Annotated in this window: 26 protein-coding genes; 24 read left to right on the top strand and 2 right to left on the bottom strand. The window is 45.3% G+C overall.

Translation table 11 applies throughout. The annotated features are described in order from the left end of the window. Positions 1-12 precede the first annotated feature (12 nt). From P5Y91_RS07820 to P5Y91_RS07760, 13 genes are all read left to right on the top strand, one after another. The gene (locus P5Y91_RS07820) at positions 13-570 is read left to right on the top strand and encodes a hypothetical protein (RefSeq protein ID WP_155125382.1); all 558 of its coding nucleotides are present in this window, start codon (positions 13-15) and stop codon (positions 568-570) included. Positions 571-583: 13 nt separating this feature from the next. Continuing rightward, complete coding sequence (locus P5Y91_RS07815; protein WP_155125383.1) at positions 584-889, top strand: hypothetical protein; 306 nt, start codon at positions 584-586, stop codon at positions 887-889. Further along, complete coding sequence (locus tag P5Y91_RS07810; RefSeq protein ID WP_003009394.1) at positions 889-1212, top strand: hypothetical protein; 324 nt, start codon at positions 889-891, stop codon at positions 1210-1212. The genes P5Y91_RS07815 and P5Y91_RS07810 overlap by 1 nt, the downstream gene beginning before the upstream one ends. A 161-nt stretch (positions 1213-1373) precedes the next feature. Then, on the top strand, positions 1374-2426 hold the full coding sequence (locus tag P5Y91_RS07805; RefSeq protein ID WP_003015314.1) for a zinc-dependent alcohol dehydrogenase family protein: 1053 nt from the start codon (positions 1374-1376) through the stop codon (positions 2424-2426). Between the two features lie 312 nt (positions 2427-2738). Then, positions 2739-3125 carry an ABC transporter permease gene (locus tag P5Y91_RS07800; RefSeq protein WP_155125384.1) on the top strand — a complete coding sequence of 129 codons (387 nt, stop codon included), beginning with the start codon at positions 2739-2741 and terminating at the stop codon, positions 3123-3125. Between the two features lie 170 nt (positions 3126-3295). After that, complete coding sequence (locus tag P5Y91_RS07795; RefSeq protein WP_003015341.1) at positions 3296-3994, top strand: N-acetylmannosamine-6-phosphate 2-epimerase; 699 nt, start codon at positions 3296-3298, stop codon at positions 3992-3994. Between the two features lie 139 nt (positions 3995-4133). Beyond that, positions 4134-5450: an extracellular solute-binding protein gene (locus tag P5Y91_RS07790; protein WP_070675933.1), complete on the top strand. Its 1317-nt coding sequence runs from the start codon at positions 4134-4136 to the stop codon at positions 5448-5450. A 203-nt stretch (positions 5451-5653) separates the two neighbouring features. Next, positions 5654-6541, top strand: a complete 888-nt coding sequence (locus tag P5Y91_RS07785; protein ID WP_003009412.1) for a carbohydrate ABC transporter permease — start codon at positions 5654-5656, stop codon at positions 6539-6541. A 15-nt stretch (positions 6542-6556) separates the two neighbouring features. Then, the gene (locus P5Y91_RS07780) at positions 6557-7396 is read left to right on the top strand and encodes a carbohydrate ABC transporter permease (RefSeq protein ID WP_003002334.1); all 840 of its coding nucleotides are present in this window, start codon (positions 6557-6559) and stop codon (positions 7394-7396) included. 74 nt (positions 7397-7470) lie between these two features. Beyond that, the gene (locus P5Y91_RS07775) at positions 7471-7923 is read left to right on the top strand and encodes a NanQ anomerase/TabA/YiaL family protein (protein ID WP_155125385.1); all 453 of its coding nucleotides are present in this window, start codon (positions 7471-7473) and stop codon (positions 7921-7923) included. Between the two features lie 21 nt (positions 7924-7944). Further along, the gene (locus tag P5Y91_RS07770; protein WP_155125386.1) at positions 7945-8592 is read left to right on the top strand and encodes a DUF624 domain-containing protein; all 648 of its coding nucleotides are present in this window, start codon (positions 7945-7947) and stop codon (positions 8590-8592) included. 31 nt (positions 8593-8623) lie between these two features. Beyond that, positions 8624-9541: a dihydrodipicolinate synthase family protein gene (locus P5Y91_RS07765; RefSeq protein WP_155125387.1), complete on the top strand. Its 918-nt coding sequence runs from the start codon at positions 8624-8626 to the stop codon at positions 9539-9541. A gap of 15 nt (positions 9542-9556) precedes the next feature. Next, entirely contained in the window at positions 9557-10444 is an 888-nt protein-coding gene (locus P5Y91_RS07760; protein WP_003009424.1) for an ROK family protein, read from the top strand. Positions 10445-10541: 97 nt separating this feature from the next. Here P5Y91_RS07760 and P5Y91_RS07755 read toward each other — a convergent pair whose 3' ends face one another. Continuing rightward, on the bottom strand, positions 10542-11381 hold the full coding sequence (locus P5Y91_RS07755; RefSeq protein WP_070666687.1) for a MurR/RpiR family transcriptional regulator: 840 nt from the start codon (positions 11379-11381) through the stop codon (positions 10542-10544). 293 nt (positions 11382-11674) lie between these two features. Between P5Y91_RS07755 and P5Y91_RS07750 the strand changes: the two genes are divergently transcribed. The 11 genes from P5Y91_RS07750 to P5Y91_RS07700 all read left to right on the top strand — a co-directional run bounded on the left by P5Y91_RS07750 (position 11675) and on the right by P5Y91_RS07700 (position 22716). Continuing rightward, the gene (locus P5Y91_RS07750) at positions 11675-11998 is read left to right on the top strand and encodes a hypothetical protein (RefSeq protein WP_003009429.1); all 324 of its coding nucleotides are present in this window, start codon (positions 11675-11677) and stop codon (positions 11996-11998) included. Next, positions 11988-13949 carry a V-type ATP synthase subunit I gene (locus P5Y91_RS07745; protein ID WP_070666690.1) on the top strand — a complete coding sequence of 654 codons (1962 nt, stop codon included), beginning with the start codon at positions 11988-11990 and terminating at the stop codon, positions 13947-13949. The genes P5Y91_RS07750 and P5Y91_RS07745 overlap by 11 nt, the downstream gene beginning before the upstream one ends. 30 nt (positions 13950-13979) lie before the next feature. Then, positions 13980-14459 carry a V-type ATP synthase subunit K gene (locus P5Y91_RS07740; protein ID WP_003009435.1) on the top strand — a complete coding sequence of 160 codons (480 nt, stop codon included), beginning with the start codon at positions 13980-13982 and terminating at the stop codon, positions 14457-14459. A gap of 70 nt (positions 14460-14529) precedes the next feature. Continuing rightward, entirely contained in the window at positions 14530-15120 is a 591-nt protein-coding gene (locus P5Y91_RS07735; protein ID WP_155125388.1) for a hypothetical protein, read from the top strand. 9 nt (positions 15121-15129) lie between these two features. After that, the gene (locus P5Y91_RS07730) at positions 15130-16149 is read left to right on the top strand and encodes a V-type ATPase subunit (protein ID WP_155125389.1); all 1020 of its coding nucleotides are present in this window, start codon (positions 15130-15132) and stop codon (positions 16147-16149) included. Next, positions 16130-16450, top strand: a complete 321-nt coding sequence (locus tag P5Y91_RS07725; RefSeq protein ID WP_003009443.1) for a V-type ATP synthase subunit F — start codon at positions 16130-16132, stop codon at positions 16448-16450. The genes P5Y91_RS07730 and P5Y91_RS07725 overlap by 20 nt, the downstream gene beginning before the upstream one ends. After that, entirely contained in the window at positions 16447-17151 is a 705-nt protein-coding gene (locus tag P5Y91_RS07720; RefSeq protein ID WP_070586613.1) for a GNAT family N-acetyltransferase, read from the top strand. The genes P5Y91_RS07725 and P5Y91_RS07720 overlap by 4 nt, the downstream gene beginning before the upstream one ends. A gap of 33 nt (positions 17152-17184) precedes the next feature. Continuing rightward, entirely contained in the window at positions 17185-18975 is a 1791-nt protein-coding gene (locus tag P5Y91_RS07715) for a V-type ATP synthase subunit A (protein ID WP_277839213.1), read from the top strand. Further along, on the top strand, positions 18962-20347 hold the full coding sequence (locus tag P5Y91_RS07710) for a V-type ATP synthase subunit B (protein ID WP_049485579.1): 1386 nt from the start codon (positions 18962-18964) through the stop codon (positions 20345-20347). The genes P5Y91_RS07715 and P5Y91_RS07710 overlap by 14 nt, the downstream gene beginning before the upstream one ends. A 3-nt stretch (positions 20348-20350) precedes the next feature. Continuing rightward, entirely contained in the window at positions 20351-20974 is a 624-nt protein-coding gene (locus P5Y91_RS07705; RefSeq protein WP_045760123.1) for a V-type ATP synthase subunit D, read from the top strand. A 620-nt stretch (positions 20975-21594) separates the two neighbouring features. After that, positions 21595-22716, top strand: a complete 1122-nt coding sequence (locus P5Y91_RS07700; protein WP_277839212.1) for a VldE C-terminal domain-containing protein — start codon at positions 21595-21597, stop codon at positions 22714-22716. A gap of 86 nt (positions 22717-22802) precedes the next feature. Here the strand turns inward: P5Y91_RS07700 and P5Y91_RS07695 are convergent, their stop codons facing one another. After that, the gene (locus P5Y91_RS07695; protein WP_195327308.1) at positions 22803-23972 is read right to left on the bottom strand and encodes a CynX/NimT family MFS transporter; all 1170 of its coding nucleotides are present in this window, start codon (positions 23970-23972) and stop codon (positions 22803-22805) included. Positions 23973-24350 lie beyond the last annotated feature (378 nt).

The following is a 24350-nucleotide window of genomic DNA, read 5'->3' as shown; positions in this document are numbered from 1 at the left end:
AGGCCATCTCAAATGGAGTTAGAAGGTGACGTGCAAGGAAGACAAGATCAGGCACAGAAAATTATTGAAATGCCCCAACGAGATCGGGAAACTTTCACTTCAGAAAATCAGCCATCATCTGCTTCGGTGGTCTCCATGTATGGGCAGGAAAAGCCAAGCATTTCTAGCCTCCATCAGCAACTAGCGAGCGCGTCTGGGACCCAGACCATTCAATTGCGGGAGGAATTGGTGTTGGCAGTAGCGCAGAATGCTTCAGCGCAAGCAACTGCCTTTGAGGCAGAAGTCAAGGATAAGCTGGAAGAGGCCAAGGAGACGGTTTCTCATAAGGTCGCTGAGGTGTCACAAATGGCCCACAGCATGGCCCAATTTTTAACAGACGCAGAAGTGGAGCAACTATTAGGAGAGTTCTCCATGGATGCTTGTTGGGACCAAGCGGTAGAGGCGGAGAACCTCGCCCAAGCAAAGGCCTATTCCACTCGCTTGTCAGATTTGGCAGGTCAGCTGGAGGCTGCATCAGCTCAATTGGTGGACTTGGACAAGGGACAAGCGACGGCCTTTGATTTTTCATAAGTAGGAGAAAAAGATGTTAGAGATCCTGGGAGAGGACAGAGAACGAATTGAGGAGCTCCATCGAGAGATTAAAAAGGAGCAAGAGCGGATTGCGATCAGAAGTTTGATTGCAACGCAGAAAGCCTTGATGATGTTGGAAGGGATGAGTTTGCAGGTAACCTTGGGCGGTCAATCCGAAAAGATGCGCTCTTTTGCTACAACGATCCTCGTTAGTGATTTGAAAGATGGATTTACAGGAGGAGCAGCGGACGCGGTAGAAACAGCACTGAAAGCAGTGAAGAAGCCGATTTTATTGAGTCCGATTAAAGGAGGTATGTGATGTACCATTCAGGAAATAGTGAATTAGAACAACTAGAAGATCGACATTACCGCTTCAATCAAAAGCTCAGTGAGTTGGAGTGGGATTATGCGGATATGCGTATGGATGTCCGCCAACATACAGAAAATTTAGTGGACTGGCTAAGTGCCCTGCATTTTCAAGCCCCAAGTGCGGAGGCTCAAAGTGGCTTAGAGCGTTTATTTGCCTTGCAAGAAGAGTTTGAGGCAGAGCTCAAGCGCTATGAAGAGCGTTTAGAAGAAGAGCGTGAGCGCGAGCAGCAAGAGTACTACAAGCAGCGTCAACAATTAGAACAAGGTGATTGAAACATTCCTCTGGTAGAGATAAGAGGAATGTTTTTGTTTGCCCAAAAAACTTTTAAAAATGTGCTCATAAATTCTTGCAAGCGCTTACTTAGCATGTTATAATATTCACAAAGAAACGAAAATAAAATGGTTTTATCAAACCAACAAAAAAGGAGTCGCTTATGAAAGCTGCAACTTATGTATCTGCAGGCAATCTGCAACTGCTGGATCAACCAAAACCAGTGATCAAAAATCCAACGGATGCCATTGTGCGTGTCTTGAAGACAACCATCTGTGGGACAGACCTTCACATCCTAGGAGGAGATGTGCCAGCTTGTAAAGAAGGCACGATTTTAGGCCACGAAGGAATCGGGATCGTCGAAGAAGTCGGCGATGCAGTGAATAACTTCAAGGTAGGCGACAAGGTCATCATCTCTTGTGTCACAGCTTGTAATACCTGCTACTACTGTAAACGTAGTTTGCCTTCTCACTGTGAAGATGGTGGTTGGATTTTGGGTCACTTGATCAACGGAACCCAAGCAGAGTATGTCCACATTCCACATGCGGATGGTAGTCTTTATCATGCGCCTGAAACTGTGGATGACGAAGCCTTGGTCATGCTCTCAGATATTCTCCCAACCTCTTATGAAATCGGGGTCCTCCCATCTCATGTAAAACCTGGGGACAATGTCTGTATCGTTGGAGCTGGTCCGATCGGTCTTGCAGCTCTCTTGACTGTGCAGTTCTTCTCACCAGCTACGATTATCATGGTGGACTTGTCTGAATCTCGTCTTGAAGCGGCTAAGAAATTTGGAGCAACTCACACCATCTGCTCCAGCGATATCGCTGAAATCAAGGCCTTTATCAATGAAGTGACCGAAGGTCGTGGTGTCGATATCTCCATGGAATGTGTGGGCTATCCTGCTACCTTTGATGTCTGCCAAAACGTCATCTCTGTCGGTGGACACATCGCTAATGTCGGTGTCCACGGAAAACCGGTTAGCTTCAATTTGGATGATTTGTGGATCAAGAACATTACCCTCAACACCGGTCTTGTCAATGCCAATACTACTGAAATGTTACTCAATGTCTTGAAATCAGGCAAGATCGATGCGACTAAGCTCATCACCCACCACTTCAAACTCTCAGAAGTTGAAAAAGCCTATGATGTCTTTAAACATGCGGGTGAAAACCATGCTCTCAAGGTGATTATCGAAAATGATATCAGTGAATGAAGTGGCAACTAATATTTGTTCATAGTTTTTTTAGACGAGGCTGGGACAAAAGTCCTAGCCTCTCAATTATTTTTGGATTGTCGAGCAAGACGCAGTGGTTGAGTGGGCTCTACTACGCTGATTTCATCAGTTTTTACAGCCCTACTCAACTGTGCGGAGGTGGGACGACGAAATCGAATTCTAACGAATTACCGATTTCTGTCCCACTCTCTATTTTCAACCCCAAATAGCCCATGATTCCTTGCAAAATAAATTTGTTGTCTTATAATAGAAGTACAGAAAACGATTACATAAAGAGAAAGGTGTGATCTTATGAAACGGTTTTGTTATCATCGTGAATTCTGGATGGACTTCCATTTCTGGATCTTGGTCTTGCTTTTAGTGGCTGTAGCTTTGACGATGCGGGCTCCGCTTTCGGTAGTTAGCCTGGCTTATCTTGCTTTTGTTGGGATTTTGATCCTTCTTCAGGTCTTTCAACCGTCTGTATCGACACGGCAGTATCCAGAAGGTAGCTACCATTTCAATTGGACCTTTTATCGCGATACCCGACTGTATATCAATCTCTTTTTACTAGCAGGTCTCTTGGCAGGCCCAATGGCTTCATCGGATATGGTCTATTGGATCTTGCTTGGAGCCGTCGTTGGCTCTATTGGCTTTGTATTTGTCGTAAAGGAAAAAGCGACCCAAAAGATGGCCTAAGGAATCACCATGTCCTAGATCTCTGAAACTAGTTTCAGAGATCTTTTTATTTTGCCCTAAAATGTGAAACTATAATCCAATTGCACGATTAATATTGTAAGCGCTTTAAAAATAGATTATAATCAATTTACAAGTACTCGAGTTGCCTTATTATCAAAGGAGTAGGAGTTATGTCAAAGATTACAAAAGATGAACTGATTGAACAAATCAAAGACGGCATCATTGTTTCTTGTCAAGCTCTCCCTCATGAACCGCTCTATACAGAAGCAGGAGGAGTCATTCCTCTCTTAGTAAAAGCGGCTGAGCAGGGTGGAGCTGTCGGAATCCGAGCCAATAGTGTCCGGGATATCAAGGAAATCAAGGAAGTGACCAAGTTACCGATCATTGGGATTATCAAACGTGATTACCCACCTGAAGAACCCTTTATCACGGCGACTATGAAAGAAGTCGATGAGCTGGCAGCTTTGGATATCGCAGTCATTGCGCTTGATTGTACCAAACGGCCGCGTCATGATGGCCTTTCGATTAGTGACTTTATCCATCAAGTCAAAGAGAAATATCCTGACCAACTCTTGATGGCTGATATCTCTACTCTGGAAGAAGGATTGACAGCTGTCGAAGCGGGAGTGGACTTTGTCGGAACGACCCTTTCGGGCTATACGGACTACAGTCCAAAGGTTGATGGTCCAGATTTTGAACTGATTCATCGTCTCTGCCAAGCAGGAGTAGATGTCATCGCAGAAGGCAAGATCCACTATCCGGATCAAGCCAAGAAAATCCATGATCTCGGGGTTCGCGGCATCGTTGTAGGTGGTGCCATTACTCGACCAAAAGAGATTACAGAGCGCTTCGTCGCAGCCTTAAAATGAGTAAACAAAACAGTAGATTGAAGGAGGAGGAGACCGAATAGAGAGTAGTCGAATCTGAAACATGAACAAGAATAGGCGTCCTCATTGAGGATAACCCCCTGTAAGAGTAATCTTACCGTAAATTGTGAGGAGAAATCACATGAAAATGAAAAAAGTATTGTGCTCGTTGGTAGCTGGTGCAGCTCTTCTAGCACTCGCAGCTTGTGGCTCTAGCGGAGGATCAAAATCAGAATCTTCTGGTGGAAATTCTGGTAAAACAGAAATCACTTGGTGGGCCTTCCCAGTCTTTACTCAAGAAAAAGCAGAAGATGGTGTTGGAACCTACGAAAAATCAATTATTGCAGCTTTTGAAAAAGCAAATCCAGATATCCACGTGAATTTGGAAACGATTGACTTCAAGTCAGGTCCTGAAAAGATCACAACGGCTATTGAAGCAGGAACTGCTCCAGATGTGCTCTTTGATGCACCTGGACGGATCATTCAGTATGGTAAAAATGGAAAATTGGCTGATTTGAACGATCTCTTTACCGAAGATTTTGTCAAAGATGTCAATAATGAAAATATCATTCAAGCCAGCAAGGCAGGCGACACAGCTTACATGTATCCAATTAGTTCAGCACCATTCTACATGGCGATGAATAAGAAGATGCTCAAAGATGCAGGCGTGTTGGATCTTGTCAAAGAAGGCTGGACAACAGACGACTTTGAAAAAGTATTGAAAGCTTTGAAAGACAAAGGTTATACACCAGGATCACTCTTCAGTAATGGTCAAGGTGGAGACCAAGGAACTCGTGCCTTCATTGCTAACCTTTATGGCGGTTCTGTTACTGATGAAAAAGTAACCAAGTATACAACAGATGATCCAAAATTTGTCAAAGGTTTGGAAAAAGCTTCTAAATGGATCGATGACGGCTTGATGATGAATGGTTCTCAATTCGATGGTGGAGCAGACATCCAAAACTTTGCGAATGGTCAAACTTCTTACACTATCTTGTGGGCGCCTTCACAAAACGGTATCCAAGCTAAATTGTTGGATGCAAGTAAGGTCGAAGTAGTAGAAGTGCCATTCCCATCTGACTCAGGCAAGCCAAAATTGGAATACCTTGTCAATGGATTTGCAGTCTTCAATAATAAAGATGAAAAGAAAATTGCTGCTGCTAAGAAATTTGTACAGTTCATCGCAGACGACAAAGAATGGGGTCCAAAAGATGTTGTGCGTACAGGAGCTTTCCCAGTTCGTAGTTCATTTGGTAAGTTGTACGATGACAAACGGATGGAAACCATCAGCACTTGGACAAAATACTACTCACCATACTACAACACAATCGACGGTTTTGCAGAAATGCGTACACTTTGGTTCCCAATGTTGCAATCTGTTTCAAACGGGGATGAAAAAGCAGAACCAGCTTTGAAGACATTTACTGAAAAAGCAAACGAAACGATCAAGAAAAAATAGATCATCTATGAAACTCAAATGATCCTTTCATAGAAATAAGAAAGCATAGGCCCCCTCGATTTCTTATCTCCATACGTAGATTGAAAGAGGGGGCCTTCATATTTTCACTCTCCTAATTATCATATGTAGAAAGGCGCAGTGCCATCCATTCCACATAGGAATCAAGGAAAAAATAGAAAAAGAACACTAGGAGGTGCCTTACTGTGAAGGTAAACAAAATCCGAATGAGGGAGACGCTCGTTTCCTACGCATTCCTAGCACCCATTTTAATCTTCTTTACGGTCTTTGTCCTAGCCCCCATGATCATGGGATTTGTGACAAGTTTCTTCAACTATTCTATGACATCCTTTAAGTTTGTCGGTTTAGAAAATTATTCCCGCATGTTTGCGGATAAGGTCTTTGTGAAGTCCTTGATCAATACCGTCATCATCGTTATCGGATCCGTTCCGATCGTCGTATTGTTCTCCTTGTTTGTGGCTTCTCAGACCTACCATCAAAATGCGATTGCGCGTTCCTTCTATCGTTTCGTCTTCTTCCTTCCAGTTGTTACAGGGAGTGTAGCGGTAACGGTTGTATGGAAATGGATCTATGATCCACTATCAGGGATTTTGAACTTTGTATTGAAATCTGGACATGTCATCAACCAAAACATTTCTTGGTTGGGGGACAAGCACTGGGCTTTGATGGCCATCATTATCATCTTGTTGACCACCTCTGTTGGTCAACCGATCATCCTCTACATCGCAGCTATGGGAAATATTGATAATTCTCTCGTAGAAGCAGCGCGTGTTGACGGTGCGACAGAATTTCAAGTTTTCTGGAAGATCAAATGGCCAAGCTTGTTGCCAACAACTCTTTATATTGCCATCATTACGACCATTAACTCTTTCCAATGTTTCGCCTTGATCCAATTGTTGACATCCGGTGGTCCTAACTACTCAACGAGTACCCTTATGTACTACCTCTATGAAAAAGCCTTTAAACTCTCTGAATACGGTTATGCCAACACCATGGGTGTCTTCCTTGCGGTGATGATTGCCATTATCAGTTTTGCGCAATTCAAGATCCTCGGAAACGACGTAGAATACTAAAGAAAGGAGCCTCAGATGAAACCAACACAAAAGAAACCCATCACTGCCTTTACAGTGATTTCAACGATCATTTTGCTCCTTTTGACAGTCTTGTTTATTTTCCCATTTTATTGGATTTTGACAGGGGCCTTTAAGTCTCAGCCAGATACCATTATGATCCCACCTCAGTGGTGGCCAAAGACACCAACCATGGAAAACTTCCAACAGTTGATGGTACAAAACCCAGCCCTACAATGGTTGTGGAATAGTGTCTTCATCTCCCTTGCAACCATGCTTTTGGTGTGTATGACCTCTTCCTTGGCAGGATATGTCTTGGCTAAGAAACGCTTCTATGGGCAACGAATTCTCTTTGCTATCTTTATCGCGGCCATGGCTCTTCCGAAACAAGTTGTCTTAGTTCCATTGGTACGGATTATTAACTTTATGGGGATCCATGATACCCTTGCAGCGGTTATTCTACCATTGGTTGGATGGCCATTCGGGGTCTTCTTGATGAAGCAATTTAGTGAAAACATCCCAACAGAACTCTTAGAATCTGCTAAGATCGATGGTTGTGGAGAGTTGCGGACTTTCTGGAGCGTTGCCTTCCCAATTGTCAAGCCGGGATTTGCAGCCCTTGCCATCTTTACCTTTATCAACACCTGGAACGACTACTTTATGCAATTGGTAATGCTGACCTCTCGGCAAAACTTGACCATTTCCTTAGGGGTAGCAACCATGCAGGCTGAAATGGCCACCAACTATGGCTTGATCATGGCTGGGGCAGCCCTAGCTGCAGTGCCAATCGTTACGGTCTTCCTCGTGTTCCAAAAATCCTTTACACAAGGGATTACCATGGGAGCGGTCAAAGGATAAGTCGTCTGCTTGGACAAACGATAGTTGTGTGCAGATCCGTTTTCTAGGCTGAAAAGTATCGAAAGGATGAGAATATGATATTTGATGATTTAAAAAACATCACCTTTTACAAAGGAATCCACCCCAATCTGGATCAGACCATTGATTTTCTCTATGAGCATCGGAAGGATTCTTTTGAATTGGGGAAATATGATATTGATGGGGATAAGGTCTTTCTCGTCGTTCAAGAAAATACCCTCAATAAAGAAGAAAATGATCGCTTTGAACACCACAAAAAATATGCCGATTTGCATTTATTAGTAGAAGGGCATGAGTTTTCGAGTTATGGATCTCGTGTGACAGGTGAGGCGCTCGCATTTGACGAAGCATCGGACATCGGTTTTGTCCATTGCCAGGAGTCTTATCCGCTTCATCTAGGCTATCATAATTTTGCGATTTTCTTTCCAGGGGAGCCTCACCAGCCCAATGGCTATGCAGGGCAAGAAGATATCGTGAAAAAATATCTATTTAAAATTGCGATCGATTGATCACGTTAGAAAGGAGTGCCTATGTCATCTAAGGGGGCAGGATTGATCAAAACCGTTTTTAACACGGACAATGTAGTGATGCGTATCAGTGAGAAGATCCTCGACTTGGTAACTGTTAATCTTTTATTTGTGCTAAGTTGTTTACCAGTTCTCACGATTGGAATTGCGAAAATTAGTTTGTATCAGACCTTATTTGCCATTAAGCACCAGCGTCGTGTTCCGGTGATTCGTAGTTATGCGAAGGCTTTTCGGGACAATTGGAAAATAGGCTTGCAACTAGGAAGTTTAGAACTGATTGTTGCAGGTATTTGTCTCTTTGATTTATTCTTATTTTGGGGGCAAACTTCCCTAGCTTTCCAAGCTTTGAAAACCATTTGTTTAGGCCTCTTTCTCTTTCTTGTGTTGATCTTATTGGCTGCTTATCCTATTGCGGCCCGCTACCAATTGGATTGGAAAGAGTGTTTGCAAAAAGCCATGATTGTGACAGGCTTACATTTTCCTTGGTTCTTCGTCATGGGAAGTGCTCTCTTACTTCTATGTATGGCTCTTGCAAGCTCGGTTTTAGCTTTCCTATTGGGACTCATGATCTTTTTCTTGTTCGGCTTTTCAAGCTTGGTTTTTGCACAAGTTGGATTAATGGAAAAGATTTTTGCCCAGTACCAAGAATAAAATGAATTTATTAGTGACAAAAGGAGAAAAAATGTCAGATTTAAAAAAATATGAAGGAGTCATCCCCGCTTTTTACGCCTGCTATGATGACCAAGGAGAAATTAGCCCGGAGCGGGTACGTGCGCTGGTAGAATATTTTATCGCGAAAGGTGTGCAGGGCTTGTATGTCAACGGATCCTCTGGCGAATGTATCTACCAGAGCGTGGCCGACCGCAAGCTGATTCTAGAAGAAGTGATGGCAGTAGCTAAAGGGAAATTGACCATCATTGCTCACGTAGCCTGCAACAACACCAAGGATAGCGTGGAATTGGCACGACATGCGGAAGAATTAGGAGTGGATGCCATTGCGGCCATTCCACCGATCTATTTCCGCTTGCCAGAATACAGTGTGGCCCACTACTGGAATGAAATCAGTGCAGCCGCACCCAATACAGACTTTGTCATCTACAATATCCCGCAATTGGCAGGGGTCGCTTTGACACCGAGCCTTTACAAGGAAATGTTGAAAAACCCACGGGTGATTGGGGTGAAAAATTCTTCGATGCCTGTTCAGGACATTCAAACCTTTGCTTCTTTAGGAGGCGACGACCACATTGTCTTTAACGGCCCAGATGAACAATTCTTAGGTGGCCGTCTCATGGGAGCACATGCTGGGATCGGTGGTACCTATGGTGCGATGCCAGAACTCTTCTTGAAGCTCAATCAGCTGATTGTTGAGAAAGACTTAGAGACTGCGCGTGCCTTGCAGTTTGCCATCAATGACATTATTGGAGTCTTGACATCTGCTCATGGCAATATGTATGCGGTCATCAAAGCGGTTTTGCGCATTAATGAAGGTTTGGACTTGGGATCTGTTCGCTCCCCTTTGACGCCAGTAGTAAAAGCGGATCAAGAAGTGATTCAACGTGCTGCTCAACTCATTCAGGACACAAAAGCCAGATTCCTTTAATCAAAGGAGGTCTAGATGAATCCATATGTTGTAATTGATATCGGAGGGACCAGTATCAAGTATGGTCTAGCCGATGCAAAAGGGCAACTCCTAGAGACCCATGAAATGCCAACGGAGGCTCAAAAAGGAGGACCTCACATTCTTAACACAACAAAGGAAATCGTAGCCCGTTATTTGAAGAAGCATCCCTTGGCAGGGGTGGCGATTTCTTCGGCCGGAATGGTAGATCCTGATAAGGGAGAAATCTTTTATGCCGGCCCACAAATTCCCAACTATGCAGGCACCCAATTCAAAAAGGAAATCGAAGAGACCTTTCAGATCCCTTGCGAGATTGAAAATGATGTCAACTGTGCCGGTCTCGCAGAGGTCACCACAGGCCATGCAAAAGGATCGAACAATGCTGTTTGTCTGACGATTGGGACAGGGATCGGCGGTTGCCTCTTGCTCGATGGTCAGGTCTTTCATGGCTTTAGCAATTCAGCCTGTGAGGTTGGCTATCTTCATTTGCCAGATGGTGCCTTTCAGGATCTAGCTTCAACGACGGCTTTGGTCGAGTATGTGGCAGAACATCACGGTGATCCTGTGGAACAGTGGAATGGCCGCCGGATCTTTAAGCAGGCAACAGAAGGAGATAAGATCTGTATGGCTGGAATTGATCGAATGGTGACCTACCTTGGCAAAGGACTGGCCAATATCGTTTATGTGGTCAATCCAGAGGTCATCGTTCTTGGAGGGGGGATTATGGCCCAGGAAGCCATCCTCAAGCCAAAAATCTATCAAGCCCTGTGTGCCGAACTGGTTCCTAGCCTAGCAGATAAGATCCGTTTGGAATTTGCCCACCATCAAAACGCTGCGGGTATGTTGGGGGCCTACTACCACTTTAGACAAAAACATGAAACATAAAACAAGTCGCGCTGGCGACTTGTTTTTGATTCATCAAAAAAAGCATGAAAGATGAAGAAAACCAGATCTTTCATGCTTTTTAAATAGGGAGACCATATTAAGATTTTCGAGAACGTTGACTAGAAAGTTTTTTGTTTTCCCAGTAGCTATTAAAGACAATTTCCTTTTGTTCTCGGCTTTTATTAAGGAAATGAGCATAGATCAAATCGACCACAATGAGGAGTGGTAAAATAGCAGAAATTCGATCGATATAGGTACTACTAGGAAGAGGTGCGGCCGGTAACACTTCTGTGAATCCTTGGTGGATGGCAGCCGGGTTAGCCGTCACAAGAACCGTTTTAGCCCCTTTTTCTTTGGCGTCCAGGAGACTGTCTGTAATGGAGTTGGTGCCTCCTGACAATGAGAAACCGATGACTAAACAAGAGGAATCGAGAATGCTGGTCGTCCAAGCAAAGCCATCTTGATCAGTCAGGGCTTCACAAACGACGCCCAGTCGCATAAAGCGCAATTTCATTTCTCGAGCGACTAAACCGGAACTACCGATCCCGAAGAAATAGACTCGGTCTACTTGACCGATTAGTTCAGCTACCCGATCTAATTGGGAATCTTTTACCAGACTTTCAGTGACGTTACTGATATGGTGGTAGCGTTGCAAGACGCTGAGAGTGAGTTCGTCATGCACTTGCACCTGTTTTTGATTTTTGGTTTCTTCGTTAAAATGATAGACAAACTCCCGATAGCCGGAAAAACCACATTTTTGAGAGAAACGCGTTAAAGCTGCCTTTGAAACATGGAGTAACTCCGTTACACGAGAAGAGGACAGGGAGTGCTGTCGTGCTTCGGATGATAAAAAATATTGGGCAATGTCGCGTTCCATATCTGTTAACTCAGCTTCATGGCTGGCGATAATGGCGCGTAAATCTTGGTCTTGTTTCACAGCAATCCTCCTTTCTCACGAGATGAAATAACAGGATACTCCTATAATATATTACACATTATAACATGGGTAACCGCTTTATTCAAGTAAAAGAAATCAAGAAATACTGAAACTAGGAACAGGATAGGAGAAAAGAAGAGAACGCTTCCAATCCTGGCAGTAGTGGCTTGTTGGTTATCCACAATTTTCTGAAAATTTCCGGTTGGGCCTGAACAAACGATATGAATTGTGGTATAATTTAAGATAATTGTACTGTTGTTGGAAGAACAATGGTTGAATAAGGAGGTGTGACGATGTCGAATGCAACACTCGAGATGATGCAAGAGATCGAGCAAGCTGCTCAGGGCGTGATCGTAGGCTATGAAGCTCAAGTTGAACAAATCCGAACGGATTCGCGCGATCGCCTTGCAACAGTGGCACAGCATTACGATGAGGAAACCAAGCAATTGGTCACAGAGGCAGAAAAAAACGCCCAGGAAAGACTCGTCCGTTTAACGAAAGATCTGGAAGAAACGGTTGCGCGCAATGATGCCAAGGTACAACAGGCGATGACCGATAAGCGAGCTGGGTTAGTTGAAGCCATTGTAGAAAAGGTGGTAGCAAGCTATGGCCGTTAGTCAGATGCAAAAACTGTCCCTCATCTTACCCAAAGATGACTTGGACAGTCTCCTACTAGCGCTACAGTCTGAGGCAAAAATCCAGATTTATGACCTCAGTGAGCATGAAGAATGGCAGGCTGCCTTTGAGGCAAATACCTTGTCTCAACCCTTGACAGAGGACAATCGTCAAGCTTTGGTAGAGCTGCAAAAACGTCAAGAACAAGTTGAAAAAATGATTCAGACTCTGGAGCCTTATATGCCTGAGAAAAAGGCCCTGCAAGCTCTGAAGGAAGAACCCTTAAGCTTGTCTTTTGATGACTTGCAGGCCCACGGGATGATTCGAGATGAGGATCTTCTATTGACCAAGTTGAAACGCCAATTGCGCGTGTTAGACAAGGCTCGTCAGAAGATTGCGGATGCAAAGGGAGAGATAGAGCGCTTAGAAAAATGGCGACCGTTAGAAGTGACGCCAGCTGCTCTCGCTACTTTTCACTATGTGCATGGCTTGATCGGGACGATCCCAAATAGCGATACAGACGCTGTTCGCTCTTCCTTAAAAGCTCATCCTGAGCTGGAGTTAGAAGAAGTCTTTACGTCTGAAACCGAACACGGCTATGTCATCTTGTATCGTTCGGGAGATCGTGTAGCTGTTCAGGAGCTTTTAGAAGACCATGGGTTCAAAGAATTGGACTATGAAGAAGAGCAGGTCCCGGCCGCCTACTTGGATCGCCTAGAAGGGGAAATCAAAGAGCAAGAAGCTGTCGTTGCAGCAACCCTAGCCGAGTTACAAAACTCCCAGAAGGAACTGGACCAGCTCAAGTACCAGATGGATTACTTGCTGAGTTTGGGAGCTCGTGAGGAAGCTAAGTCGCTTCTTGCTAGTACGCAAAGCTTGGTAGCCCTAGAGGGTTGGATTGAAACCTCCCAAGTGGCCTCATTGCGAGACTTCTTGCAAGAAGGTTTTGGTTCTCGAGTCTTACTAGAGACACGCGATGTGACGGAAAAAGATTGGGATGACGTTCCGATCCAGTTGCGAAATAATGCCTTGGTAGAACCTTTTGAATTAGTCACAGAGATGTACGCCCTGCCTAAGTATTACGAGAAAGATCCGACACCGATCGTTTCTCTCTTCTACTTTGTTTTCTTTGGCATGATGGTCGCAGATATCGGTTATGGACTGTTGCTAACGGTAGCGACAGGCTTTGCCCTTAAAGCCTTTAAGCTCAAGCCTAGTACAGCCAAGAACCTTCGTTTCTTCAGCCTCCTTGGAATTTCAGTTGCCCTTTGGGGTGTGGTCTATGGCTCTTTCTTTGGATTTGAGATGCCTTTTGCCCTGATCAGTACGACCAGCAACGCCATGACCATCCTGATCCTCTCAGTGGTCTTTGGTTTTATCACCGTCTTAGTGGGCCTCTTCCTAGGAGGAATGAAAAATGTTCGCCTCAAAGACTACACCGAAGCCTATAATGCTGGCTTTGCTTGGGTCTTGATCCTACTTGGTTTAATGCTTCTAGCAGTAGGCAATATCTTGCCAGGGATGAGCCTGCTAGTTCCGATCGGCAAGTGGCTGGCTATTTTGAATGCCATTGGGATCTTGATTGTTTCCATTGTCAGTGCCAAGAAGCTATCCGGTTTAGCGTCTGGTCTCTTTAACCTCTACAATGTTAGTGGCTATGTCGGAGACTTGGTCAGCTTCACCCGTTTGATGGCCTTGGGCTTGTCTGGAGCTAGTATCGGTTCGGCCTTCAACCTCATTGTCAATCTCTTCCCACCGCTTGGACGGTTTACGGTAGGGCTTGTGCTCTTTATCGTCCTACATGCCATTAATATGTTCCTGTCCTTCTTGTCAGGATATGTGCATGGAGCCCGTTTGATCTTTGTGGAGTTCTTCGGTAAGTTCTACGAAGGAGGAGGCAAGCCATTTCGTCCTCTCAAACCTTCTGAACGCTATATTAAAACAAAAAAATAAGTATTATCTTTAATAAATAGGAGTATATTCATGGAATCTTTAGCATCATATTTTTCAGCCCATGGGGGCGCCTTCTTTGCAGCATTTGGTGTGGCGATCGCCGTTGCACTTAGTGGAATGGGATCTGCCCTTGGGGTTGGTAAAACGGGTCAAGCAGCAGCAGCGCTCTTGAAAGAACAACCTGAAAAATTTGCCCAAGCCTTGATTTTGCAATTGTTGCCAGGTACACAAGGTTTGTACGGTTTCGTTATCGGGATCTTGATCTGGTTGCAAATTAAGCCAGATATGCCACTTGAAACAGGGGTTGCATACTTCTTTACAGCTCTTCCAGTTGCGATCGTTGGTTATTTCTCAGCCAAACACCAAGGAAATGTTGCGACAGCAGGGATGCAAATCTTGGCCAAACGCCCTGAAGACATGATGAAAGGGGTTATCCTTGCGGCCATGGTTGAAACTTACGCCATCTTGGCCTTTGTTGTGTCCTTCCTATTGACCCTACGCGTCGGCTAAGAGCTAGCTTTGATGGATTCGCCTTACGAGGCGAAAAACACAAGACGCATGCAATAGGAGAAAAAACGATATGGATGAACAAACCCAATTAAAGGATTCGATCTTGGCCCAAGCCCACGAAAAAGGGCGTAAACTCTTAGAAGAGGCCAAGGAAACCATCCTAAAAGAAGAGACCGCACAAGAAGAGCGTTTGATTCAGGATAAACTCAATCAACGCTCTGAGCAGCTCAAGCGGATTCAACGTCAATTGCAACGTGAAACCCAACAAATCGAAAATAAAAAACGCCAATCAACCCTTGTCACCAATCAACGAGTCTTAAAGGATCTCTTTGCAGATGCTTATGAAGCGATGGTGGCTTGGCCCCTTGAAAAGGAAATGCAGTTTGTAGATGCGGTCTTAGATCGCTATCAAGGACAAGTTGTGACCCTGACCTTTGGGGCGGTGAGCGCTGCTAAATTTGATTCAGCAGCTCTCGAGAGATTGAAGCAGACGCATCAGAATGTGACAGTTGCAGATGCAACAATCCCAGCTCAAGCAGGCTTTGTCTTGTCGGTTGGGAAGATTGATGACAACTATCTCTACCGTGATTTGGTGGATTCCATTTGGGAGCAAGAAAGCTACCAGATGGCGGCCAGCATTTTCACAGATGAAGAGAACTAGGAGGTTGCAATGAGCGAACGGACCTATTCTCAAGTCAATACAGGAATCAGCGTACGTGAGGCTAGTTTTGTCAGTCCCAGTCAGTTCGAGCAGTTGCTTGCAAGTCCCTCAAGCGAGAGTCGAGAAATTTTGCTACAAGGAACACCTTATGCTCTGGATAGCAAGGAGATCAAGGATTTAGCAGCCCTTGAAGCCCGCCTGATGGCAGCCTTGTTGGCAGAATACCAATGGGCTTTCGAAGTAGCCCCTCAGTCAGACCTGGTTAGCCTGTTTACCTTGAAATACACCTATCACAATCTCAAGGTTTATCTAAAACACAAGGCGACAGAGCGCAAGTTGGGGCACTTATTGATCCCTATCGGTCCTTATTCTCTCGATGTGCTCGAGCATTTGGTGGCGACCTTTTCTGCGGAGCATTGTCCGGCCTTTATGGCGGAAGAAGTGGCTGCAACCTGGCAAGAATTCCAAGACTATCAGGACTTGCGGGTTCTCGAAATCGGGATGGACTTAGCTTATTTTAAACACCTGAGATACTTAGGGGACAGCCTAGATCATCCGATTCTGAAGCAGTTGGTGGACGTGACCATTGACTTTTACAATGCGATTACGGTCAAGCGGGCCTTGGATCAGCAAAAACCGCATAGTTTTATGCACCAATTGCTCTCAGATGAAGGAAGCCTCAGTGCCCATCAGGTGATCGACCTGTTAGAATCCGGTCAGTGGTTGACCTGGTTTTATCAAGTCAATCCGCTGGAGTACGATCTCGCCTTAGAGACTTATGAAGAAAAGATGCGCACCGGTCAACTAAAGACCGTAGAGTTGGAGTATTTAGAGAGTTTGGTGAAATTCAGTCTTCTAGACGCTGGCCGTTTTGAAGTCGATGGACCACTCCCTCTTGTTCGTTATCTTTACGGAAAAGAGTTAGAGGTGACCAACCTTCGTTTGGTCCTCTCTGGTTTGGACAATGGTTTTCCGCTAGCAGACATCAAAGAAAGGATGAGACCGATTTATGGACAAACAGACCTATAAGATCGCCGTTGTGGGCAATCGGGACGCCATCCTTCCTTTTCGCCTGATTGGCTTTCAAACCTATCCGGTCACAGAGCCGCAAGAAGCGATCAATACCTTGCGAAAACTCAGTCGGGAAAACTTCGGGATTATCTACTTGACAGAGGATATTGCTCAGGCCATTCCAGATACAGTGGCGTTTTACGACCAGCAGCTGACACCGGCTCTGATCCTTATCCCGACCCATAGAGGGACTACAGGACTGGGCCAACAGCGGATTCGTGATAATGTCGAAAAAGCAGTAGGACAAGATATTTTATGAGAACAAATGAATTTGGCCAAACGATTGGCGATGCACTGCCGGATTTTACTCCGGGGCGTCTGCCAGCTATTGAGCGGATCGAAGGTCGCTATACCGTGATCGAGCGCCTCTCAAAAGAAAAACATGGAGCAGATCTTTATCAGGTCTACGGGCCGGACTCTCCAGCAGCGATGTGGACCTTTCTGTTCAAAGGCCCTGCCCGCAATGAAGAGGAGTGGGACCACTTATTAGATGATCTCATGACAGCCCAAGGTCGCTTTTACTATGCGATTGTAGACAAAGATTCAGGCAAGGCTTTGGGAACTTTCTCTCTCATGCGGATCGATCAAGCCAACCGGGTGATCGAAGTCGGAGCAGTGACCTACTCACCAGCGCTCCAAAAAACACGCATGGCTACGGAAGCCCAGTATCTGTTAGCGCGCTACGTGTTTGAAGATTTAGGCTACCGCCGCTATGAGTGGAAATGCGATGCCTTAAACCAAGCATCTCGCAAAGCAGCTGAGCGCTTAGGGTTTACCTATGAAGGCTGTTTCCGTCAGGCTGTTGTTTATAAAGGTCGGACCCGTGATACAGACTGGTTGTCCATCATTGACCAAGAATGGCCAGCTATCAAACAGCGGCTAGAAGCTTGGTTGGATCCAAGCAATTTCGATGCCAATGGCCAACAAAAGCAATCTCTAAGAGAGATGGCACAAAAGTAAAACAAAGAAACAAAGGATTCCCAGGAGGAATACATGACTCAAGGAAAAATTATCAAAGTTTCCGGTCCCTTGGTGGTTGCATCAGGGATGCAGGAGGCCAATATCCAAGACATTTGCCGGGTCGGCGATCTTGGTTTGATTGGCGAAATTATTGAGATGCGGCGTGACGAAGCCTCTATCCAAGTATACGAAGAAACGTCTGGAGTTGGTCCAGGAGAACCAGTGGTAACAACCGGAGCCCCCCTTTCTGTTGAATTGGGACCAGGCTTGATCTCTCAGATGTTTGACGGGATCCAACGCCCCTTGGAACGTTTCCAAGAAGTCACCGCCAGCGATTTTTTGGTTCGTGGGGTGCAAGTTCCAAATCTAGATCGGGACACCAAATGGGCCTTCGAACCAAGTGTGACTGAAGGGACAGAAGTGGTCGCTGGAGACATCGTCGGTACCGTTCAAGAGACCAATATGGTGGAACACCGCATCATGGTACCCTTTGGTGTCAGTGGACGTGTGACCAAGATCGCAGCAGGTTCTTACACAGTAGAAGAGCCGGTTTATGAGATCGAACAGACTGATGGCAGCCTCTTTACTGGTACTTTGATGCAAAAATGGCCGGTTCGTCGAGGCCGTCCCTTTGCACAAAAACTCATTCCAGTAGAGCCTTTGGTCACCGGTCAACGGGTCATCGATACCTTCTTCCCTGTGACTAAAGGTGGAGCTGCAGCAGTTCCTGGTCCTTTCGGAGCTGGGAAAACAGTTGTGCAACACCAGGTGGCTAAGTTTGCCAATGTAGACATCGTAATTTACGTGGGTTGTGGGGAACGTGGAAATGAAATGACGGACGTTCTGAATGAATTTCCAGAATTGATCGATCCAACGACTGGTCAATCCATCATGCAACGGACTGTTCTGATCGCCAACACTTCGAACATGCCAGTAGCGGCGCGGGAAGCTTCCATCTACACAGGGATTACCATTGCCGAATACTTCCGCGATATGGGCTACTCCGTTGCCATCATGGCGGACTCTACTTCTCGTTGGGCAGAAGCTCTCCGTGAAATGTCTGGTCGTCTAGAAGAAATGCCAGGGGATGAAGGATACCCAGCCTATCTTGGTAGCCGGATTGCTGAATATTACGAGCGTGCAGGTCGGGTTAAGACACTTGGAACCGCTGCGCGTGAAGGTTCGATTACCGCCATCGGTGCCGTTTCCCCTCCAGGTGGAGACATTTCAGAGCCGGTGACCCAAAATACCCTGCGGATCGTCAAGGTCTTCTGGGGACTAGATGCTCAGTTGGCGCAACGCCGCCACTTCCCAGCCATCAACTGGTTGAGTTCTTATTCACTTTACCAAGATGAAGTCGGTCGCTATATCGATCTACATGAACAAATCAGCTGGTCTGAAAAAGTGACCCGCGCTATGAATTTGCTTCAAAAGGAAAGTGAATTGCAAGAAATCGTCCGCTTGGTTGGTCTAGATTCCTTGTCTGAAAAAGACCGCTTGACCATGAATGCGGCTAAGATGATCCGTGAAGACTACCTGCAACAAAATGCCTTTGATGAGGTCGATACCTATACCTCTTTCAGCAAGCAGGTGGCCTTGTTGACCAACATTTTGACCTTTGATCAAGAAAGTCAAAAAGCACTAGAATTGGGAGCTTACTTCACAGAAATCATGGAAGGAACCGTAGCTCTTCGAGACCGTATTGCCCGGAGCAAGTTCATCCATGAGGATCAGTTGGCAACCATTCAAGCCCTGAAAGAAGAAATCGTAGAAACCCTACACCAAATCGTCGCAAAAGGAGGAGTAGACAATGATCGTGATTAAAGAATACCGTACTGTCAGCGAAGTTGTTGGCCCCTTGATGATTGTCGATCAGGTCGAAGGGGTTCACTACAATGAACTAGTAGAAATCAAGCTTCATGATGGAACGACCCGTCAGGGACAAGTTCTCGAAGTCCAAGAAGATAAAGCCATGGTCCAGCTCTTTGAAGGATCTAGCGGGATCAATTTGGAAAAAGCCAAAGTCCGCTTTACCGGACGTCCCCTAGAACTTCCTGTGTCTGAAGACATGGTCGGACGCATCTTTAACGGGATGGGCAAACCCATCGATGGCGGTCCAGAGATTATCCCAGAGAAATACTTGGACATTGATGGACAAGCCATCAACCCTGTTTCACGGGACTATCCAGATGAATTTATCCAGACAGGGATCTCAGCCATTGACCATTTGAATACCTTGGTTCGGGGCCAAAAGCTCCCAGTATTCTCAGGTTCTGGTCTTCCTCACAAGGAGTTGGCGGCTCAAATCGCCCGTCAAGCAACGGTTCTTAATTCTGAAGAAAACTTCGCCGTGGTCTTTGCGGCTATGGGAATCACCTTTGAAGAAGCCGAGTTCTTTATGAACGACCTTCGGGAGACAGGTGCGATTGACCGCTCGGTCCTCTTTATCAACTTAGCTAATGACCCCGCTATCGAGCGGATTGCCACTCCTCGGATCGCCTTGACAGCTGCCGAATATTTGGCCTATGAAAAAGACATGCACGTCTTGGTTATTATGACCGATATGACCAACTACTGTGAAGCCCTTCGGGAAGTATCCGCTGCCCGCCGGGAAGTTCCAGGTCGTCGGGGTTATCCAGGTTATCTCTATACCAACCTCTCAACCCTCTACGAACGTGCAGGACGCTTGGTTGGAAAGAAAGGATCTGTGACCCAAATTCCGATCCTCTCTATGCCAGAAGATGACATCACCCACCCCATCCCTGACTTGACAGGCTACATCACCGAAGGTCAGATTATTCTGTCCCGCGATCTCTACAATAGTGGTTACCGCCCACCGATCAATGTTCTTCCATCCCTTTCTCGTTTGAAGGACAAGGGTTCTGGTGAAGGCAAGACTCGGGAAGACCATGCGGCGACCATGAACCAGCTCTTTGCGGCCTACGCCCAAGGAAAACAAGCCAAAGAACTGGCTGTAGTGCTTGGGGAATCTGCCTTGTCAGATACCGACAAGCTCTATGTTAAATTTACAGACCGCTTTGAGCAAGAATACATCAACCAAGGTTTCACTACCAATCGGACGATTGAGGAAAGTTTGGATCTCGGTTGGGAACTCTTATCCATCCTTCCACGAACAGAGCTTAAACGGATCAAGGATGAGATGATTGACAAGTATCTGCCAAACAAAGAGGATTAGTCTATGGCACGATTAAATGTAAAACCAACTCGGATGGAGCTCAATATTCTCAAAGAGCGCCTCAAGACAGCAACCCGGGGGCACAAGTTGCTCAAGGATAAGCGGGATGAACTCATGCGCCGTTTTATTGAAGCTGTGCGTGAGAATAATCGTCTGCGCCAAAAGGTGGAGGCAGCGCTGGTGGGCAATATGCAAGATTTCGTGATGGCCAAGTCCTTAGAGAGCGACCTCATGGTAGAAGAAATCTTCGCCGTTCCCACTCGAGAAGTGATGCTCCATATCGAGGAAGAAAATGTCATGAGTGTGCGCGTGCCCAAGCTTCATGCCCGAATCGAAAATCCATACGGAGATGATGAAGGAGACGTAGTTTATAGCTACCTCGCCTCCAACAGTCAAATGGATAGCACCATCCAAGAAATGGGGGATCTACTCCCAGATTTGCTCAAGTTAGCGGAAATCGAAAAAAGCTGCCAACTCATGGCAGATGAAATCGAGAAAACCCGCCGTCGAGTGAACGGACTGGAGTATGCGACTATCCCAGACCTCAAAGAGACCATCTACTATATCGAAATGAAACTCGAAGAAGCCGAACGCGCCAACCTCGTCAGAATCATGAAGGTAAAATAAGATACAAAGCCGTTAAGCAACTCAAAGGAAAATAGGAAATCCAACGACGAAGCGTCCGCTTCTAGTTGGATTTATCTTTTTCCAAAGAGTTGTAGGCGTGTTCAGTTATAAGATACAAAGCCCGTAAAATGCAAAGTGAAAATAGGGAGCAGGACAGAAGCACTGTTGTATAGAATGCTTCGTTGTCCTGCCCCCACAAGGCTGATTAGGATTTTTCCGAGCTCTTAAAGCGAGAGAAAAATCCAATCAGCTACTGTGTCTTTGAAGTTAGTACTATTACAGTTTGCGTTTATCACACAGCATTTAGGGCGTGTTCAGTTATAAGATACAAAGCCGTAAAAAGCTATGTTCAATTACTTAAAAAAAACAAGAACCTCATCGAGGAACCGCTCCTTGATGAGGCTTTTTTTGCGCCCTCGAACTCTTCTTCCAGGACCCTAATTTTATGTTACTAGTTTGTAACAATGTGACAAGAAAGACGAAATGTTACAAGAAAAATACAGTTTTGTTAAATAGCCAAAAAGGCCTTTTATTATTTTTAAATTGTGATAAGATAGTATGGTAGTTAATTTGTCCAAGAAAATCTTGAGCAAAAAAACAAAGAAAAAAGAGGATAAAAGATGAAATTAAAAGTTAATACGAAAGCCTTGATCGCTTCAACAGTAGCTCTTGCAGTGATTCCATTTACAAAAGCCACTGCAGAAACACTTGAAGATTGGGTAGCTCGCTCAGTAGATGAAATCAAACATGATATCCAACAAAGCGGTGAAAACCAACAAACTTATACCATCAAATATGGTGATACATTGAGTTCGATCGCAGAAGCGCTTGGAATCGATGTTCATGTGTTGGCAAACTTAAACAACATCAGCAACATGGATTTGATCTACCCAGGTACTGTATTGAAAACAACAGTAAATGATCAAAAAGAAGTAACTTCAGTTGAAATCCAAACTCCTCAAGCAGGTGCGACAGATGCAACCGTTGCAAGTGCTGATTTGACAACAAACCAAGTAACAGTTGATGACCAAACAGTCGCTGTCAACGATTTGTCAAAACCAGTTAACGAAGATAACAAAGCTGTACCAGTTGCTCCAGCAGCAGAAACTCAAGAAGCCCCAGCGGAAGCTCCAGTAGTTGAAGTACCAACAGCAGAAACACCAGCACAACCAGCTGTTCCAGAAACACCAAACTACGGTGCTCCAGCTGTCAATGTTGAAGTACAAAATCAAGAAGTAGCGCCAGCTGCTCCTCAATCTGCTCCAGCGGAAGCTCCTGCTGAAACACCAGCTTCTGCTCCTGAAGCTCCAGCAGCACAACCAGCAGTAGAAACTGCTGCAGCACTTGAAGTGCAACCAGTAGCATCAACTCCAACAAGCGGAAATACTATTCCAACTGATCCAAATCTTCAACCTCAAGCGGAAGCTTTCCGTCAAGAAATTGCAGCGAAATTCGGTATCACAAACATCGGTGGTTACCGTGAAGGGGATCCAGAAGACCATGGTAAAGGGCTTGCAGTAGACGTGATGGTTCCAACAAATTCAGAGCTTGGAGATCAAGTTGCACAGTATGCAATTGATAACATGGACCGTGCAGGTATCTCATATATTATTTGGAAACAACAATTCTACATGCCAGTAAATAACATTTACGGACCAGCTAATACATGGAACCAAATGCCAGACCGTGGTGGAGATACAGCAAACCACAACGACCACGTACATATCTCATTTAACGGATAATAAAACATTGAACTAGGCCTAGAGCCTAGTTCTTTTTTTGTGCACACAAAAAAAGCCGGAAGACGAATCTTCCAGCCGGTCAATGGTTAAAAAATATGATCGACTTTTTCCACCTGATAAAGGGCAATCGCCATGATAATGGTTAAGACCAGTAGCATGAGGATAGCTGGTGTCCAAGAGTGGAAGAGAGATTTGCTGTAGCCGAAGAGGATGGGACCAAAAGCAGCAAAGACGTAGCCTCCTGTTTGGGCAAGACCAGAAAGTTGAGCTGTCTTTTCAGGTGTACTGGATTTCATGGAGAAAGCGACCATGAGGTAAGGAAAGAGCGAACTAACGGAACTTCCTATCAGGGCATTGATGACGAGCCAGTAGAAGAAGTTGCTGGTTGGGATTAAGAGCATGGCTACCCCTAAAATTCCTGCTCCGACAACAATGGTAAGCATCAAGCGTCGATTGCGATCGGATAATCGTGTCGTTAAACTTGGGATCGTCAAGGAGAATGGGAGACTGATCAAGGTGAACACGGAGGCAAGTAGTCCAGATTCAACCTTTGAAAGGCCAGCTTGAACAGCCATGGTCGGAAGCCAAGTCATACTTGTATAGAAAAGTAGTGACTGCAAGCCTCCAAAAATCATGATAGCCCAGACATATTTATTGGTATACCATTTGTTACTAGCTTCAGTAGTAGCAGCCTTTTTGAGCCGGTGGTTGTAGCGAAGGTTAGGAATCCAGATGACCAAAGCAAGAGCGCACAAGGCAGTCAAAAGAGTCACTAGACCTTGCCAAGAAGTGGCTTTGGTAATAGGAACCGCTACAGAAGAGGCGATCGCTGTGGACATCCCCATAGAAGTGATATACAAGGTGGTCAGAATGCCTAGTTGGCGGGGTCTGTTCGCCTGAATCAGGCTTGGAAGCAGCACATTGAGGAAGGCGATGCCAGCTCCAATCAAGATGGTTCCCAGATAGAGGAAGGGGAGGTTGATAATCCGAATGGCAGATCCGATCGTAATCGCGATCAAAACTAGGAAAAAGAGGCGCTCAATCCCCAACTTTTTAGCAAATTGAATCGCAAAAGGTGAGAAAATGGCAAACGTGAGAAGTGGTAAGCTAGTCAATAGTCCCAGAGAGCTCACATCTACCCCCAAACCAGCAGCGATGTCAGACAAGACTGTCGGAAGCGTAGTAAATGGTGTTCGTAAAACAATCCCAAGCATAATGATGCCTGGGACGAATAGCATAGAATGTGTTTTTTTCATAAATCCTCCTCAGACAAAAATTCTCTTCATTATAACATAGATCGAGCATAAATTGGAGTATTTGTACAAATGAAGGAGAAGGACCGTAGTTTTCACTGCCGTTCGAACTTCGTCAACGTACCTAAGCTCACTAACGTTCGCTAAAGGAATAAGGAACGTAGTTCTCACTACCGTTCGAACTGCATCAATATCTCTAAATTCGGTTGAACTTTCTGAGTTCACCTCGCTCAGTTTTATAAGGACCGTAGTTCTCACTAGCGTTCGAACTGCATCAACGTAGCTAAGTTCACTAACGTTCACTAAGGTACGTAGAAAAAGCCACCGGTTTTGGTGGCTCTTATAGGGAGATTATTATGAAAAAGTTTAGGATTTTCTATC

Source organism: Streptococcus taoyuanensis, from assembly GCF_029589235.1.
GTDB classification, from domain to species: Bacteria; Bacillota; Bacilli; order Lactobacillales; family Streptococcaceae; genus Streptococcus; species Streptococcus taoyuanensis.
Note: the sequence above shows the minus strand (reverse complement) of the source record. Positions and strands in the feature narration are given on the sequence as shown.

What these genes read in the sequence shown, in the direction of transcription:
- P5Y91_RS07820 (WP_155125382.1), top strand. Translation starts at nt 13, where the DNA reads ATGGAGTTAGAAGGTGACGTGCAAGGAAGACAAGATCAGGCACAGAAA.
- P5Y91_RS07815 (WP_155125383.1), top strand. Translation starts at nt 584, where the DNA reads ATGTTAGAGATCCTGGGAGAGGACAGAGAACGAATTGAGGAGCTCCAT.
- P5Y91_RS07810 (WP_003009394.1), top strand. Translation starts at nt 889, where the DNA reads ATGTACCATTCAGGAAATAGTGAATTAGAACAACTAGAAGATCGACAT.
- P5Y91_RS07805 (WP_003015314.1), top strand. Translation starts at nt 1,374, where the DNA reads ATGAAAGCTGCAACTTATGTATCTGCAGGCAATCTGCAACTGCTGGAT.
- P5Y91_RS07800 (WP_155125384.1), top strand. Translation starts at nt 2,739, where the DNA reads ATGAAACGGTTTTGTTATCATCGTGAATTCTGGATGGACTTCCATTTC.
- P5Y91_RS07795 (WP_003015341.1), top strand. Translation starts at nt 3,296, where the DNA reads ATGTCAAAGATTACAAAAGATGAACTGATTGAACAAATCAAAGACGGC.
- P5Y91_RS07790 (WP_070675933.1), top strand. Translation starts at nt 4,134, where the DNA reads ATGAAAATGAAAAAAGTATTGTGCTCGTTGGTAGCTGGTGCAGCTCTT.
- P5Y91_RS07780 (WP_003002334.1), top strand. Translation starts at nt 6,557, where the DNA reads ATGAAACCAACACAAAAGAAACCCATCACTGCCTTTACAGTGATTTCA.
- P5Y91_RS07775 (WP_155125385.1), top strand. Translation starts at nt 7,471, where the DNA reads ATGATATTTGATGATTTAAAAAACATCACCTTTTACAAAGGAATCCAC.
- P5Y91_RS07770 (WP_155125386.1), top strand. Translation starts at nt 7,945, where the DNA reads ATGTCATCTAAGGGGGCAGGATTGATCAAAACCGTTTTTAACACGGAC.
- P5Y91_RS07765 (WP_155125387.1), top strand. Translation starts at nt 8,624, where the DNA reads ATGTCAGATTTAAAAAAATATGAAGGAGTCATCCCCGCTTTTTACGCC.
- P5Y91_RS07760 (WP_003009424.1), top strand. Translation starts at nt 9,557, where the DNA reads ATGAATCCATATGTTGTAATTGATATCGGAGGGACCAGTATCAAGTAT.
- P5Y91_RS07750 (WP_003009429.1), top strand. Translation starts at nt 11,675, where the DNA reads ATGTCGAATGCAACACTCGAGATGATGCAAGAGATCGAGCAAGCTGCT.
- P5Y91_RS07745 (WP_070666690.1), top strand. Translation starts at nt 11,988, where the DNA reads ATGGCCGTTAGTCAGATGCAAAAACTGTCCCTCATCTTACCCAAAGAT.
- P5Y91_RS07740 (WP_003009435.1), top strand. Translation starts at nt 13,980, where the DNA reads ATGGAATCTTTAGCATCATATTTTTCAGCCCATGGGGGCGCCTTCTTT.
- P5Y91_RS07735 (WP_155125388.1), top strand. Translation starts at nt 14,530, where the DNA reads ATGGATGAACAAACCCAATTAAAGGATTCGATCTTGGCCCAAGCCCAC.
- P5Y91_RS07730 (WP_155125389.1), top strand. Translation starts at nt 15,130, where the DNA reads ATGAGCGAACGGACCTATTCTCAAGTCAATACAGGAATCAGCGTACGT.
- P5Y91_RS07725 (WP_003009443.1), top strand. Translation starts at nt 16,130, where the DNA reads ATGGACAAACAGACCTATAAGATCGCCGTTGTGGGCAATCGGGACGCC.
- P5Y91_RS07720 (WP_070586613.1), top strand. Translation starts at nt 16,447, where the DNA reads ATGAGAACAAATGAATTTGGCCAAACGATTGGCGATGCACTGCCGGAT.
- P5Y91_RS07715 (WP_277839213.1), top strand. Translation starts at nt 17,185, where the DNA reads ATGACTCAAGGAAAAATTATCAAAGTTTCCGGTCCCTTGGTGGTTGCA.
- P5Y91_RS07710 (WP_049485579.1), top strand. Translation starts at nt 18,962, where the DNA reads ATGATCGTGATTAAAGAATACCGTACTGTCAGCGAAGTTGTTGGCCCC.
- P5Y91_RS07705 (WP_045760123.1), top strand. Translation starts at nt 20,351, where the DNA reads ATGGCACGATTAAATGTAAAACCAACTCGGATGGAGCTCAATATTCTC.
- P5Y91_RS07700 (WP_277839212.1), top strand. Translation starts at nt 21,595, where the DNA reads ATGAAATTAAAAGTTAATACGAAAGCCTTGATCGCTTCAACAGTAGCT.
- P5Y91_RS07695 (WP_195327308.1), bottom strand. Translation starts at nt 23,972, where the DNA reads ATGAAAAAAACACATTCTATGCTATTCGTCCCAGGCATCATTATGCTT.